Annotated in this window: 12 protein-coding genes; 10 read left to right on the top strand and 2 right to left on the bottom strand. The window is 55.6% G+C overall.

Annotation, left to right across the window (positions count from 1 at the left end):
• Window positions 1–136: 136 nt before the first annotated feature.
• The gene (locus tag ET33_RS17570; RefSeq protein ID WP_036684458.1) at window positions 137–2,488 is read right to left on the bottom strand and encodes a sensor histidine kinase; all 2,352 of its coding nucleotides are present in this window, start codon (window positions 2,486–2,488) and stop codon (window positions 137–139) included.
• Window positions 2,466–3,158: a response regulator transcription factor gene (locus ET33_RS17565; protein WP_036684455.1), complete on the bottom strand. Its 693-nt coding sequence runs from the start codon at window positions 3,156–3,158 to the stop codon at window positions 2,466–2,468. Before ET33_RS17565 ends, ET33_RS17570 begins: the two co-directional genes overlap by 23 nt.
• Before the next feature lie 262 nt (window positions 3,159–3,420).
• On the opposite strand from ET33_RS17565, the gene ET33_RS17560 reads away from it, so the two are divergent.
• The 10 genes from ET33_RS17560 to ET33_RS17515 all read left to right on the top strand — a co-directional run bounded on the left by ET33_RS17560 (window position 3,421) and on the right by ET33_RS17515 (window position 13,562).
• Window positions 3,421–3,864, top strand: a complete 444-nt coding sequence (locus ET33_RS17560; protein ID WP_235206742.1) for a hypothetical protein — start codon at window positions 3,421–3,423, stop codon at window positions 3,862–3,864.
• A 110-nt stretch (window positions 3,865–3,974) separates the two neighbouring features.
• Window positions 3,975–4,367 (top strand): Fur family transcriptional regulator, encoded by a 393-nt coding sequence (locus ET33_RS17555; protein WP_036684450.1) that lies wholly within the window; start codon window positions 3,975–3,977, stop codon window positions 4,365–4,367.
• On the top strand, window positions 4,346–5,182 hold the full coding sequence (locus ET33_RS17550; protein ID WP_051775411.1) for a response regulator transcription factor: 837 nt from the start codon (window positions 4,346–4,348) through the stop codon (window positions 5,180–5,182). The genes ET33_RS17555 and ET33_RS17550 overlap by 22 nt, the downstream gene beginning before the upstream one ends.
• A 133-nt stretch (window positions 5,183–5,315) precedes the next feature.
• Window positions 5,316–6,773 (top strand): catalase, encoded by a 1,458-nt coding sequence (locus ET33_RS17545; RefSeq protein ID WP_036684448.1) that lies wholly within the window; start codon window positions 5,316–5,318, stop codon window positions 6,771–6,773.
• Between the two features lie 186 nt (window positions 6,774–6,959).
• Window positions 6,960–8,798, top strand: coding sequence for a cache domain-containing sensor histidine kinase (locus ET33_RS17540; RefSeq protein WP_051775410.1), 1,839 nt, complete (start codon window positions 6,960–6,962; stop codon window positions 8,796–8,798).
• Window positions 8,791–9,555, top strand: coding sequence for a response regulator transcription factor (locus ET33_RS17535; RefSeq protein ID WP_036684446.1), 765 nt, complete (start codon window positions 8,791–8,793; stop codon window positions 9,553–9,555). Before ET33_RS17540 ends, ET33_RS17535 begins: the two co-directional genes overlap by 8 nt.
• 141 nt (window positions 9,556–9,696) lie before the next feature.
• Window positions 9,697–10,998, top strand: coding sequence for an ABC transporter substrate-binding protein (locus tag ET33_RS17530; protein WP_036684444.1), 1,302 nt, complete (start codon window positions 9,697–9,699; stop codon window positions 10,996–10,998).
• 76 nt (window positions 10,999–11,074) lie between these two features.
• Entirely contained in the window at window positions 11,075–11,761 is a 687-nt protein-coding gene (locus ET33_RS17525) for a hypothetical protein (RefSeq protein WP_036684442.1), read from the top strand.
• A gap of 36 nt (window positions 11,762–11,797) precedes the next feature.
• Window positions 11,798–12,715: a carbohydrate ABC transporter permease gene (locus ET33_RS17520; protein ID WP_036684440.1), complete on the top strand. Its 918-nt coding sequence runs from the start codon at window positions 11,798–11,800 to the stop codon at window positions 12,713–12,715.
• Window positions 12,705–13,562, top strand: coding sequence for a carbohydrate ABC transporter permease (locus ET33_RS17515; RefSeq protein ID WP_036684438.1), 858 nt, complete (start codon window positions 12,705–12,707; stop codon window positions 13,560–13,562). The genes ET33_RS17520 and ET33_RS17515 overlap by 11 nt, the downstream gene beginning before the upstream one ends.
• Window positions 13,563–13,581 lie beyond the last annotated feature (19 nt).

The following is a 13,581-nucleotide window of genomic DNA, read 5'->3' as shown; positions in this document are numbered from 1 at the left end:
CCGGATGCATAAGTACGCACATTTTTGTTATATAGTTCTCATTTGTATACCGTGATGACAAAGAGGCCCGCGGGAGCTGTCTCCCCGGACCTCTTTGTCATCACGCCTTTTTGCACGGGGTGGCGAACAGTAAGGGTTAAGACGCGGCAGCCTTGGCTTCCCGGGCGAACTCGATGCGCACCTTGAAATAGTCCCCGTCGATGTCGATGCGAAGCTGTCCGCCCTGCAGCTCGACGATGCTTTTCGCAATGGCGAGCCCAAGGCCCGAGCCTTCGGTATTCCGCGACGTGTCCCCACGCTTGAATCGTTCGAAAATTTCATCCACATCGAAATTAAGCTCATAGGCGGCAACGTTATTGATCATAAAGACGACTTTGTCCGCTTCCTCGGTTAGCGTGAGGTGTACCCGGGTATGCGGCATCGCGTATTTGAGCGCATTGCTGATCAGGTTCTCGAAGACGCGCCATGTCTTGCGCCCGTCCAGCGGAGCGGTTACCTTCGGGTTATCCACCCGGACGCGGAAGGTGAGCGTGGAAGCTTCGATTTTGTCGCTGAATTCGGCCAGCGCCTGCTGCAGCAGGTCGGCGACGTTGACGTGCTCCAGCGCCAATTCGACGGACCCGCTCGCCATTTTGGACGCTTCGAACAAATCGTCGATCAGCACCTTCAGCCGCTGCGTTTTCCGGTCCAGCACCTCGACATAGCTCGCGACGGTCTCCGGGGGCAGGTCCTTATGCTTGAGCAAATCGACGTAATTCATAATCGAGGTGAGCGGCGTCTTCAGATCGTGAGATACGTTCGTAATCAGCTCGGACTTGAGCCGTTCGCTTTTCGTCTCGCGTTCGACGGAGGTCTTGATGCTCTGCTTGATGTTGTTCAGCAGGTGCGCCAGCCGGGCCAAGTTGCCGCGGCCCTTCTCCTCGATCGTATGGTCGAACCGGCCGGAGGCGATGGCTTCCGCGCCGGTCATAATCCGAGCCAGCTGCCGGATTCGGCGTAGGAGGTAGGGGACGACGACACACGAGTAAAACAGCACATAGCCGGCCGACAAAAAGAACGGGCTAAAATTGCCGCGGAACCGGTTGTTCATCATATAATCGACAGCGGTGATCAGGATAACACCGAGCAGCAAGGTCAGGACAAAGATCAAGCCAGCCTTGAACAGGATGTTTCTATGGATCAGAGCATCCCGAAAGTAGCTCTCCAGCTTGCGGCATAGCCCCGCGTTCCACTGTTCCCGAAGTGCCTGCGGATTGCGCAGCAGCAGTACGGTGTCGCCAAGCAGGAGGCCCAAACAGCCGATCAGCAGCGCCAGCAGCGTCCATTGCGCGAAATGGTTCGGACCGATAGGCAGCCGGAATAAGGCGGCGTAGCTTCCGTAGCTTAACGCAAACACGGTCAGAACATAAAAGAGCAGCAGGCGAAGCTCCAGCGGAATCTGGCGGATGACAGCCGTATAGTTCTGCTGTACAACCTCGATCCCAAAACGATTTCGGCGCAGGTAGAAGATCAACGCGGCGGCGGCCGCCACGACGGCCCCCAGCAGGTACAGCTCGTAAATTAACCGCTGCCGCAGCGTATTGAAGTAGGCGTGGTCGGCAATCATTTGACTGAAGCCGCGGGGCTCCTTCGGAAATAGAAAAATGCCTTCCAGCCGATACTGTTGAAAAGAACGGTTGATCGATTGCAGAGCGCCGCCTTCCAACGTTGTTTGCGGTAAGCGGATAGCATAAAACGCCTCCTCCATCTCCACTGGAACCGGGCGCGAGTTCCGATTGGCATAAATCTCACCAGTTTCGAGGTCTTGGACATAATATTGAAAGGAGCCGCTGCGGGCCGACAAGCTGTGTTTGACGGCAGCGTATTGTTTGTTATGGAAATCAAGATAGTTCTTGATTTCCTTCTCGATCCGCTCGTTTTTCTCCCGCTCTGCATTCGGTGAGATGCTGGCTTCTGCGTCTTGCAGTAAGGGGAGATCCTTCTTGATTTGCTCAATCTCGATTTGTTCTTCAGGAGTCAAGTACCGAATGACTTGCGTTTGCGCCTGCGGTGCACTCTGGCTTTGTTCCTCCCCGGTATCGTTTAACTTCTCCTGCTCCTTGGCTCGCGCAGCTTCCGCTTGATTTATAGCGTTCAGCCGGTCCTGAAGATACAGGGTTTGATTCCGCACCTCTGCCTTTCTTTGCTCTACTTCGATGTTTTTCATCGTTTCAAAATGCCGGGTCCACTGCTCCATTCGGGCTTGCCCGATCTTCTCGGCATCGGTCTTCTCCTCGTAATGGTTATAGACCACATGAACGTTCCGGAACAGATTGAAATGCTCCTGAAGCTGCTCGTAGAAGGCCGGGGAGCGAAAGTAATAGTCCTTTTGAAGATATTTCTGATTCTTTAGCACGTCCGAGGCTGTGAGCAGCCCAAGCGCAATCAGGTAAGAGAGCAAGCCCCAAGCCAGCCAAGGGACGAGCTTACTTCTCGATTTTGTAGCCAATGTCCCACACCACCTTCAAATATTTGGGCTCCCGCGGGTTGATCTCAATTTTCTCGCGAATTCGCCGCACATGCACCGCTACCGTATTCTCGCCGTTGAAATACGGCTCTTTCCATACCTTTTCATAAATCTCCTCTATCGAAAATACACGCCCCCGATGCTCGATCAAGAGCTCAAGGATCTTATATTCGGTCGCCGTCAGCCGAACCTCCTCCTGGTCCACGAAGACGGTTTTGCTGCGTTTGTTCAGCACGAGGCCCCGGACTTCGATCTCGTCCTCGGTTGCTTTGTAATGGCCCAGCAGCGTGTAGCGTCGAAGCTGGGATTTCACCCGGGCGGTCAGCTCCAGCGGATTGAAGGGCTTGCACAAATAATCGTCCGCGCCGACGGTCAGCCCCAAGATTTTGTCCGTATCCTCGGATTTGGCGGACAGCATGAGAATCGGTATATTGCGGCTTTCGCGGATTTTGAACGTCGTCTGGATGCCGTCCAAGCCGGGCATCATAACGTCCAGAATGATCAGATGGATATCTTCCTTCTCCAGAATGTCCAAAGCCTCCAAGCCGTGGCTCGCTTTGAACACGTTCATGTTTTCGTTCTTCAAATAGATTTCGATGGCGTCCCGAATCTCCGGTTCATCGTCGGCCACCAGCACATTGTACCTCTGCATCGTCGTACTCCTTGAATGCTGCATTCGAATTTACGGCTGCTTGCAAGCGCATATGTCTATATTAAAGGAGACTTTTGTCAAAAAAGCTACCCGATTTCTTACAAATTTCTTACGAAGCAGGGGAAAGGGTTAAATCAAGTTGATTGGAGTATGGAGAAATATGGAAGGTTAAGATAAAATGATAGAAGATGAAACGGGAACCTAAATTTACAGGTTGGGGGTCGAGCCCATGCAACCCATAACAAGGGAAAAAATAAAATTCATGAAGCATGTTCTGGAAGAAGACCCCTTTTATTTGGTGATCGGGGATATTCAGGAAGAGTCCGATCCCGACCCGGACGTGAAGAAGGATGCTCTGCAAACCTATCACGAGTTTTTGAACGAGTATTCGTCTTTGAGGTGTGGAAGCGTTGTACTCTTTGGCCGTAAAGAGCTGCCGGACTATCAGTTCCCCGTAGCAGATATGCCCGGCGGATTCGAGGAATGGGTATGCATTGGGAAGATCGAACCTTATCCGTTATATATAAATAAACAGAACGGACGAATCTGTTGTTTGACCGGCGATCCGGGAACGGAAATGGAAATCCGGCATTTCGGAGATTTTCATGAGTTTTTGGAAAGCTATGTTTTCGGTGAAAAATACGTCGAAATCGGAGGCAGAGACGATTGGTATGACCTGCTGAAGCAACGAGGCCTATTAAAATAATCGGGGGAACCGCGCAGGCCGGCTCCGGCAAACCTACTGGCTTCCCAGCCCTTGACCTTCGCCCCAATTAAATTTATACTAAGTCTAAATACTACTAAGGGGTGAGCCTGATGAGCAGATTGAATTTAACCACGCAGCGCAAAGCGATCCTGGATTTGATCCAAAGCTGCGAGGATCATCCGACGGCCGCCGAGATTATGGAGCGGCTGCGTATGAACGGCCACCAATTTGCTTATGGCACGGTGTACAACTCGCTTCGGTACTTGACGGATGCGGGATTGATTCGGGAACTCAAGCTGGGGGAGACCGCCAGCCGTTACGATGGAAGAACGGAAGACCATTACCATATCGTGTGTAAGAAGTGCGGACGGGTCGATGAAGTGCTGTCCGCGCCGCCCGCCGAATGGATTCGGGAGGTTGCGGCGAAAACGAACTACGACGTGCATCACAGTCAAGTCGTCTTCGAGGGGGTATGCTATTCATGCAAACATCCGAACGCGTAATACAGCCGCTCATGCGGATGGGTTATTCGCAAGCTGAGGGCACCGGAATGGCTGATGCGGAGCGGCGTGCCGACGGCCCAGCGGCGCCTATGGCTTCAAGCGCAGAAGAAACAGCTGGCACGCGGCCTTTCCTGTGCGCCGAAACGAAGCGCGTGGCTGTCATCAGTCCGTTCCCCGGCTCGCTGCATCCGCTGATCAACGGACTGGCGGGTGAGTGCTACGACGTTCTCGTGTTTCACCGGTTTGAGGCCCAGGTCATGAATGCGTTGGCTGTCGATCTGTTCGTATTCGACATGACAACGACGGAATGGGAAGGCGTGGCCGGCATTCGGGAGGCGCTCGCTTCCGATCCGAAGAAGCAGGCCCGTTCGGTGCTGCTGGTCGGCGAGCGGGAGATGGCGGATAACAGCTTCACCGGGCTCGGGGAGCTGCAGCCGTGGCCGATGGGTCTGCAGGAGGCGATGTACCGGATCGAGCTCAAGCTCAGCGGTCTGGCCGATGCGGAAGAAGGGCACAGCGTCGGCACCTTCAAGGATTTGCAGATCGACACCAAGAAGATGACCGTTCTGCGCGGCGGCAGCCGTATCGAATGCACGAAGACGGAATACGAGATTTTGCTGATGCTGCTCGAAGCGCAAGGGGCGGTGTTGTCGCGCGACGAGATCATGGACCGCATCTGGGGCAGCTCGTTTGCCGGCGGCAGCAACGTCGTCGACGTTCATGTGAAAAGCTTGCGCAAAAAGCTGGGCGACAATCCCGCCGCGCCGCAGTATATCGCGACGGTGCGCGGGGTCGGATACAGGCTGGCCGACTGAACCGTCGGCCGCCCGCTTCATCCGATCTTCATGAAAACCTCACGGAATGCTCATGATTCGGTCATGCAGCGATGGTACAATAATTTCATAACTTAGATCAAGTCTAAATATAAATGAAAGGTGAGATCAAGATATGAACCATCGTTTGACGACCAATCAAGGCGCTCCCGTGGGAGATAACCAAAATTCGCGTACGGCCGGCCGCCGCGGACCGACGCTGTTGGAGGATTACCATCTGCTGGAGAAGCTGGCCCATTTTGACCGGGAGCGTATCCCGGAGCGGGTCGTGCATGCACGCGGCGCAGGAGCGCACGGAGTATTCCGCATTGAGCGGAGCATGAAGCCTTACACGAAGGCGCATTTTCTGCAAGAGGCCGGGCAGGAGACGCCTGTATTCGTTCGGTTCTCAACCGTGATCCACGGCACCGGCTCGCCGGAGACGGCCCGCGATCCGCGCGGATTCGCCGTGAAGCTGTACACGGAAGAAGGCAATTATGACATCGTCGGCAACCACTTGCCGGTATTCTTTATCCGCGACGCGCTGAAATTCCCGGATATGGTGCATTCGCTCAAGCCAGCACCGGACACCAATATCCAGGACCCGGCAAGATACTGGGATTTCATGACGCTGTCGCCGGAATCGACGCATATGCTGACCTGGGTATTTTCGGATCACGGCACTCCTGCCAATTACCGGCAAATGGACGGCTTCGGCGTACACGCGTTCAAATGGATCAATGCGGAAGGCAAAGTAACGTACGTCAAATATCATTGGAAATCGCTCCAAGGCGTCGTGAACTTGTCGGCCGATGAGGTCCGGGATGTGCAGGGCAGGGACTTCAACCATGCGACCAGGGATTTGTTCGATCAGATCCGGGAAGGGAACTTCCCGCAGTGGGCGCTGCATGTGCAGTTGATGCCGCCGGAGGACTTGGATCGGTGGGGCTTCGACCCGCTCGACGCGACGAAAGTATGGCCCGAGGATGCGTATCCGCTGCACCGGCTCGGCACGATGACGCTGAAGCGGAACCCGGACAATTTCTTCGCCGAGGTTGAGCAGTCCGCCTTCTCGCCGAGCGCTTTGGTGCCAGGGATCGAGCCTTCCGAGGATAAGCTGCTGCAGGGCCGTCTGTTTTCCTACCCCGATACGCAGCGGTACCGGCTCGGCGCGAACTATCTGCAGATTCCAATCAACTGCCCGTATGCGCCGGTCCGCAACCATCAGCGGGACGGAGCGATGAACGTGAAGCAGGATACGTCTACGGTCAACTACGAGCCGAACAGCGCTTCCGGCAGTCCGCAGGAAGACCCGGCCTATGCGGAAAGCGAAGCGCCGCTGACGGGTCCTGCGATCCGGCAAAAAATCGAGAAAACCGACGATTTCACGCAGGCTGGCGAGCGGTACCGCAGCTATACAAAGCAGGAGCAGGACAACCTGATCCGCAATCTGGTCAACGATCTGAAGCAGACGGGCCAGGACATCCAACTGCGCGCCATCTGCAACTTTTTCCGGGCGGATGCCGAGTACGGGATGCGGCTCGCGCAAGGGCTCGGCATCGATATTCAAAGCTTCCTTCCACGCTCGAACTAGAAACGGGAAGACCGCTCTCAACCGAGGGCGGTCTTTTTCATATCAGCATGCAAGGAGCGCCTTCAATCTGCAAGCCGCGGACCTTTCCCCAATAAATACGAAATCGGCGCATCCCCGAGGAGCGGGGACTGTGCTACAATAGGGTCACTTAAGGGCACACTTCAAGCCGACGAGAGGCGGTTGCAGATGAAATCACTACGGACCTTATCGATCCCCCCGTTTTCCCATTGGGGCTTGCGCTCCAAGACGCTGCTTATTTTTATGCTCCTCATTGCGATCCCGCTCAGCTTGCAGGGAATCATAACGTACTACGACTTTTCCATGTCCGTCGAACGCCGTACGGCGGATTACTCCGCGCAATTGGTCGGACAAATCAACCGCAATCTGGACCGGACGTTTATGGAAATGCAGCGGCTGTCGCTCATGCCCACCTATGACCCCGGGGTGCTTGGCATCCTGCGCAAATACAGCGGTCCGGCGCTTGCCAACCAGCGTCCTGCCGTGGAGGATCTGGAGAAGATGCAGCTATATATCGCAGGAATGACGTACAACCGTCCCGAAATTCGGGGGATTCAGCTATTTGCGGGAAGCGGTTACACGTTCTCGAACGTCGATGCCAGCGCGATCCGGTCGTTTACCGATGTGAAACAGGAAGCTTGGTACGAACGGGTAAAGCAGGCGGATGGGGCATGGGTAGTCATTCCGAAGCACCGGCCCAGCTACTACTTGGATAACGGCGGCCAGGATTATGTCTCGGTGGCCCGCTTGGTCCGGGAGCCGAATACGAACGAAGGGCTCGGCGTGGTCAAAATCGACTTGAAAGAGGACGTCTTCCGGCAAATTGTCTCGAATGTGAAATTCGAGGAGAAGGGCGGCCTGCTCGTTGTAAACAACCGCAGCGAGCTGTTCTTCCAGCAAGGCAGCGGCGGTCTGACTCCTGAAATGATGGACGAGCTTCGCCTTACGACCGAGCTGCCCCAAGCTTCCAATGTCCGTCATATGAACATCCGGGGCAAAACCTATCTCGCCATCGTCGATTATTCCGACTATTCCGATTTGAAGGTCATCAGCTTCATTCCCGTCGAATCGCTGCTGAAAGAGACGAAAGACTTGCGTAATTTTACGTTCGGCATCGGGTTCATTTGCTTAATATCCGCCGGGGCGCTGGCTACCTTTTTCTCCTACCGGCTGAGCCGGCCGCTTGCCGCCTTGAAGAACAAAATGCTCCGGGTCGAACAAGGCAGCTTCAAGCAGAGCGTCAAGGTCGAGTCGCAGGACGAGATCGGGCAGCTCAGCCGCAGCTTCAACCGGATGGTCGAAGAGATCGACCGGCTTGTTCACGAGGTATTCGTTATCGGACTTCGGGAGAAGGAAGCTGAGCTGGCTGCACTGCAAAGCCAGATCAATCCGCATTTTATCTACAACACGCTGGAATCGATCAACATGCTGGCACTGAAGCGGCAAAATGACGAAGTATCCGATATGGTATCCGCACTCGGCCGGCTTTTGCGGTATACCGTCGGCCGGAATGCCCGGCTGGTACGGCTGCGCGAGGAGCTGGAATCGGCGGCTTCGTATGTGAAGATCCAGCAGCTGCGCTACGGAGAACGGCTGAAGGTCATGATCGACGTGGAGGAAAGCCTGCTTGGCTATGAGGTGCCGAAGCTGCTGTTTCAGCCGCTGGTGGAGAACGCGATTTATCACGGGATCGGCGATCGCGAAGAGGGCGGGACGATCTGGATCGAAGCCGTCCGCTTCGAAGACGAGCTGCTGCTGACCGTGCGGGACGACGGCAAAGGGATGGCGGAAGACGAGCTGCAGCAGCTGCGTCAGTCGCTTACCGCGCCGCCGCTCTCTGCCGCCGAAACGACGGGCGAACACGGGCTCGCGCTGAAAAATATCAACCAACGGCTCGTGTTGATGTACGGAGAACGGTACGGGCTGCATGTGGACGGAAGTCCGGGAGAAGGAACCGCATTTACGATCACGATCCCCATAAGGGAAGAAGGAGAACGCGATGATTAAAGTGCTTCTGGTCGAAGATGAAGAAGTGATACGCAGTGGAATCCGAACGTTGATCGGTCAATTGTCCGACGATTTTGTCGTGGTGAAGGAGGCCGCGCACGGCCGGGAGGCGCTGGACTATTTAAGCAGGAACGTCGCGGATGCGGTCATTACGGACATTCGGATGCGCGAGATGGACGGCCTGCAGCTGATCGGCAAAATCAGGGAGCGATACGAGGATATGCCTCTGCTCATTATTAGCGGCTACAGCGATTTTGTCTACGCGCAGAAGGCGCTGCGGCACGGCGTGCTCGACTACCTGCTGAAGCCGATCGACCGGACGGCGTTCGTCTCCGCGCTGGACAAAATCCGTCAGCTCCTGCTGAAGCGCAGCGGAATCGGCCAAGCGCCGGCGGACGAAGGTCCGCAAGCGGAGTCGCAGACGGGCGGAGACGGCCGCCGGTTGATCCGCAAAGTCAAAGAGTATATCAACGGCCATCCCGAGGGCGATCTGAGGCTGCAGACGCTGGCCGATTACGTGCATCTGAATCCGGCTTATTTGAGCCAGCTGTTCAAGCAGGAGACGGGCACGAACTTGTCCGACTGCATCACGGAAGCGAGAATCCAGCGGGCGAAGCATCTGCTGACGCATACGGATCTTAAAATTTATGATGTGGCCCGGCTGTCCGGGTATCAAAGCCCCAAGCACTTTATGCTGGTGTTCAAGCAGCAGGTCGGGCGGACGCCGGGCTCTTTTCGCGACGAATCGGGCACTTGAGACTTTCGTCTAGGCCGAACGGCTCCCGGCTGTCAGTTCCAAAAATAACATACTAAATCTAAACGCCGCGTGATTTTTTCGCGATAACGCTTTCAATATAATAAAGCTAGCAATTGATCCATTACAAAACGGGGGGATACCATGAAGAAGTTGCTGACGGGCACGCTTGTTATGGCGCTGGCGGCCGGTTCCGCGGGATGCGGCGGCGGGAAGCCGGAAGAGAAGGCGAACCCGGCCGCCGGAGGGGGCGGCGACAAGCCGGTTGAGCTGAAATTCGTCACTTGGGGCAACCAGGCCCACTTGGAAGTGTATCAGAAGCTGGTCGACAAGTTCAGAGAGACCCATCCGAACATCACGGTCAAAATCGATTCGATCCCGTTCGCGGAATACCAGCAAAAGATGTCCGTGCTCGCGGCCGGCCGGGAGCTGCCGGATCTGGCATGGGTAGCGGAACGCATGGTGCCGCAGTTTATGCAGAACGGCATTCTCGAAGACGTCTCGGACATTACGAAGGACGCGGCTTTCAACAGCGGGGATTTCATTCCGTCGACTCTGCAGCTGTTCCAGAAGGACAGCAAGCTGTACGGATTGCCGTTCTCTACGCCCCCCAGCGTCATGTTCTACAACAAGGACATGTTCGATAAGGCCGGACTTTCGTCGCCGAACGAGCTGGCGAAGCAGGGCAAATGGACGTGGGAGGAGTTCGTCAAATCCGCAAAGACACTCTCAAGCGGTTCCGGCGCGAGCAAGACGTACGGCGCGAACTTTTTCCGGGATTGGAAGACGTGGATCATGCTTGCCTCGTATTCCTTGTCTTACGGCAGCGGGCCGTTCAGCGACGACATGAGCAAATTCACCTGGAGCGACCAGTACGGGGTACAAGCGCTGAAAATGCTGCAAACTATGATGTTTACCGACCAGTCGCATCCGAAAGCGGGCGAGCAGGTCAGCTTCGAATCCGGTAAGATCGGCATGTTCTTCGATAACTACAGCTATGTCTCGAAAGCGCGTACAATCAAGGACTTCAAATGGAGCATCGCGCCGATGCCGTCGGGCTCCAAGGGAAGCGTGCCGATGATGGGACAGGCCGGATACGCGGTGTTCAAGGAAACCAAGCATCCGAAGGAAGCCAAGGAGCTGCTCAAATTTTTCGCAAGCCAGGAAGGCATACAGGCGACCGCGACCTTCTTCGTACCGCCACGCAAATCGGTGCTCGATTCCGATGCGTTCCTGAAGCAGCCGGGCAATCCGGACCCGGACATCATCAAGCAAGCGGTGATCGACGAGATGCCGAAAGCGAAGGTGCAGCCGGGCCATATCCAATGGCAAAAAATTGACACGGAAATTTTGGCCGGCTTCGATCAGCTGTTCGGCCAAGTGGCCGAGCCGGAAAAAGTGCTCAAGTCGGTCGAAGATAAAGTCAATCCATTGCTGAAAAAATAAAGGGACGGACGAGCAGCGGTTCGGCAACGGACCGTTGCTTCATGAATGCGGCAAACCAAGAAGAGGAGCGACAACGATGAATCGTCTGCAAAATGCATGGAAACGCGACAAGCTGCAGTTGTTTGTCAGCCTCCCGTCGAACGATGAGCAGCTTGCCAAAGCGGCGATCGAAGAAGGCGCCGACGGCGTCAAGGTGCATATGAATGTCAGCCATCGGGCCAGCGGCAACAGCTTCGGACCGCTTGCCGCTTACCGGGAGACGTTCGAGCACATCCGCGGCATGTTCGACGGGCCGCTGGGCATCGTTCCGGGAGGCTCGCTTCAGGATATTCACCCGGAGGAAATTGAAGCCTTGCCGGACATCGGGTTCGATTTTTTCTCCATTTACGCCTTTCACATGCCGATCTTCCTGCTGCGCTTTCCCAAGCTGGCGCGCACGTTCGCCATCAACAGCGAGTTCGATCTGCGGCTGATCGAAGCGGCCGGACCGTTTCGAATCGACGCCCTGGAAGCATCGGTCATTCCGGGGGAAGAGTACGGGTCTCCGCTTAGTTTCGCCGACCTGTTGAAATACCGCTGGCTCGTGCAGCATTCGGGACTTCCGGTCATTGTGCCGTCCCAACGAAAAATCGTGCCGGACGACGTCCCGTCGCTTGTGGATTGCGGCGTGAAGGCATTGCTCATCGGCGCGGTCGTTACCGGCAATCAAGCGGACGAGGTTCGCCGGGCCGTTGCGGGCTTCCGCGAGGCGATCGACCGGTAACGAACGTCACATACTTCTAGAAGAGGGGGAATGGATATGGCAGCAATGCCCAGGCTTCAAGTCGCCCGTTCCGCCAATCCGCTGGCCCGGGGGGCCAACTTAACCGGGTGGCTGTTCGTGGCGCCGATGGTGCTCGGTTTCGTCACTTTGCTTCTCATTCCGCTCGTTACCGCATTTTACATGAGCTTGACGGATTGGCCGCTGCTCGGCGAGGCCACCTTTACGGGCTTGGACAATTACCGCACGATTCTGACGGATAGCGAATTTTGGAAGGTGCTCGGCAATACCGTTTATTTTGCGGCCGGTCTGGTTCCGCTCAACATCATATTGGCGCTGCTGCTGGCGGTGCCGCTGTCCAAGAGCCTGCCGGGAATGGGCATGTACCGGACCGTCATGTTCATTCCGGTCATGACTTCGCTTATCGTTTGGTCCATCGTGTGGAAATACATGTTCGCCACCGATTCGGGCTTTATCAACCAGCTGCTGCAGCTGATCGGCATCCAAGGTCCGGCGTGGCTCTATAATACGAAGCTGGCCATGCCTGCGGTCATCGTAACCAGCGTGCTCAAAAATGTCGGGCTCAATATGGTGCTGTTTATCGCTGCCTTGCAGCAAGTGCCCGTCCAGCTCTACGAGGCGGCCAGAATCGACGGCGCCAGCAAACCGGCAACGTTCTTCCGGGTAACGGTTCCGATGATTACCCCGACGATTTTTCTTACGGTCATGATGACGATCATCGGGTCGCTTAAAGTATTCGGCCAAATCTACGTCATGACGCAGGGCGGACCGGCGGGCAGCACCAAGGTGCTCGTCTATTACATTTGGGAAAAAGCGTTCAAGCTGTTCGAGTTCGGTTACGCGTCCGCACTGGCTTATGTGCTGTTCGTCATTATTCTGATTCTGACGATGATCCAATGGCAGATGAGAAAAAGGTGGGTTATTCATGAGAGCTGACTCCTTATCCGCAAAGAACGGCGGGCGTCTTGGTCTGACGCTCCACTACGTCTTGTTGACCGTCATATCGGCCGTCATGATCGTCCCGTTCGTATGGATGGTCTCGACTTCGCTGAAGGAACCGGCCAAAATCTTCGTCTTCCCGCCGGAGTTTATTCCTTCGCCGGTGCGCTGGGCGAATTATGCGGAAGTGCTGCGAACGATTCCGTTTCATCTGTTTTATTGGAACAGCGCTTATATTGCCGTCGTCGTGACGGCCGGCACGGCTTTTTTTGCCTCGCTGGCCGGCTATTCCTTCGCCCGCATTCCGTTCCGGGGACGCAATCTCGTGTTTCTGCTGCTGCTCAGCACGATGATGATTCCGAACGAAGTGACGGCGATTCCGATGTTTTTGTTCATGCGGGAAATCGGGTTCCTGAACACGCATTTGCCGCTGATCGTGCTGCCGATCTTCGGGGCGGGCGGGGTGTTCGGCGTCTTCATTATGCGGCAATTTTTCCTCGGCATTCCGAAGGAGTTGGAAGAAGCAGCGATGATCGACGGCTGCTCGCGCCTGCGGATTTATGCCAGCATTATGCTGCCGCTTGCGAGACCGGCGATTGCCACTTTGGTCATTTTTACCTTTTTGACGTGTTGGAACGATTTTTTCGATCCGCTGATTTTCATCAACGACCGGATGCTGATGACGCTGCCGCTCGCCTTGTCCTTGTTCACCGACGAGGCCGGGACCGCGTGGCATCATCTGATGAGCGCTTCGGTTATGGCGACGCTGCCGCTGCTTGTTGTGTTCTTTTTCGCGCAGAAGCAGTTCATTGAAGGCGTTGCGATGACGGGATTAAAAGAATAAAGCGGCGTTCGGTACAAGA

The organism is Paenibacillus tyrphae (assembly GCF_000722545.1).
Classification (GTDB): domain Bacteria; phylum Bacillota; class Bacilli; order Paenibacillales; family NBRC-103111; genus Paenibacillus_G; species Paenibacillus_G tyrfis.
Note: the sequence above shows the minus strand (reverse complement) of the source record. Positions and strands in the feature narration are given on the sequence as shown.

Bases quoted from the DNA above. Each gene is read 5' to 3' on its own strand.
- ET33_RS17565 (WP_036684455.1), bottom strand. From the start codon at position 3,158: ATGCAGAGGTACAATGTGCTGGTGGCCGACGATGAACCGGAGATTCGG.
- ET33_RS17560 (WP_235206742.1), top strand. From the start codon at position 3,421: ATGAAGCATGTTCTGGAAGAAGACCCCTTTTATTTGGTGATCGGGGAT.
- ET33_RS17555 (WP_036684450.1), top strand. From the start codon at position 3,975: ATGAGCAGATTGAATTTAACCACGCAGCGCAAAGCGATCCTGGATTTG.
- ET33_RS17550 (WP_051775411.1), top strand. From the start codon at position 4,346: ATGCAAACATCCGAACGCGTAATACAGCCGCTCATGCGGATGGGTTAT.
- ET33_RS17545 (WP_036684448.1), top strand. From the start codon at position 5,316: ATGAACCATCGTTTGACGACCAATCAAGGCGCTCCCGTGGGAGATAAC.
- ET33_RS17540 (WP_051775410.1), top strand. From the start codon at position 6,960: ATGAAATCACTACGGACCTTATCGATCCCCCCGTTTTCCCATTGGGGC.
- ET33_RS17535 (WP_036684446.1), top strand. From the start codon at position 8,791: ATGATTAAAGTGCTTCTGGTCGAAGATGAAGAAGTGATACGCAGTGGA.
- ET33_RS17530 (WP_036684444.1), top strand. From the start codon at position 9,697: ATGAAGAAGTTGCTGACGGGCACGCTTGTTATGGCGCTGGCGGCCGGT.
- ET33_RS17525 (WP_036684442.1), top strand. From the start codon at position 11,075: ATGAATCGTCTGCAAAATGCATGGAAACGCGACAAGCTGCAGTTGTTT.
- ET33_RS17520 (WP_036684440.1), top strand. From the start codon at position 11,798: ATGGCAGCAATGCCCAGGCTTCAAGTCGCCCGTTCCGCCAATCCGCTG.
- ET33_RS17515 (WP_036684438.1), top strand. From the start codon at position 12,705: ATGAGAGCTGACTCCTTATCCGCAAAGAACGGCGGGCGTCTTGGTCTG.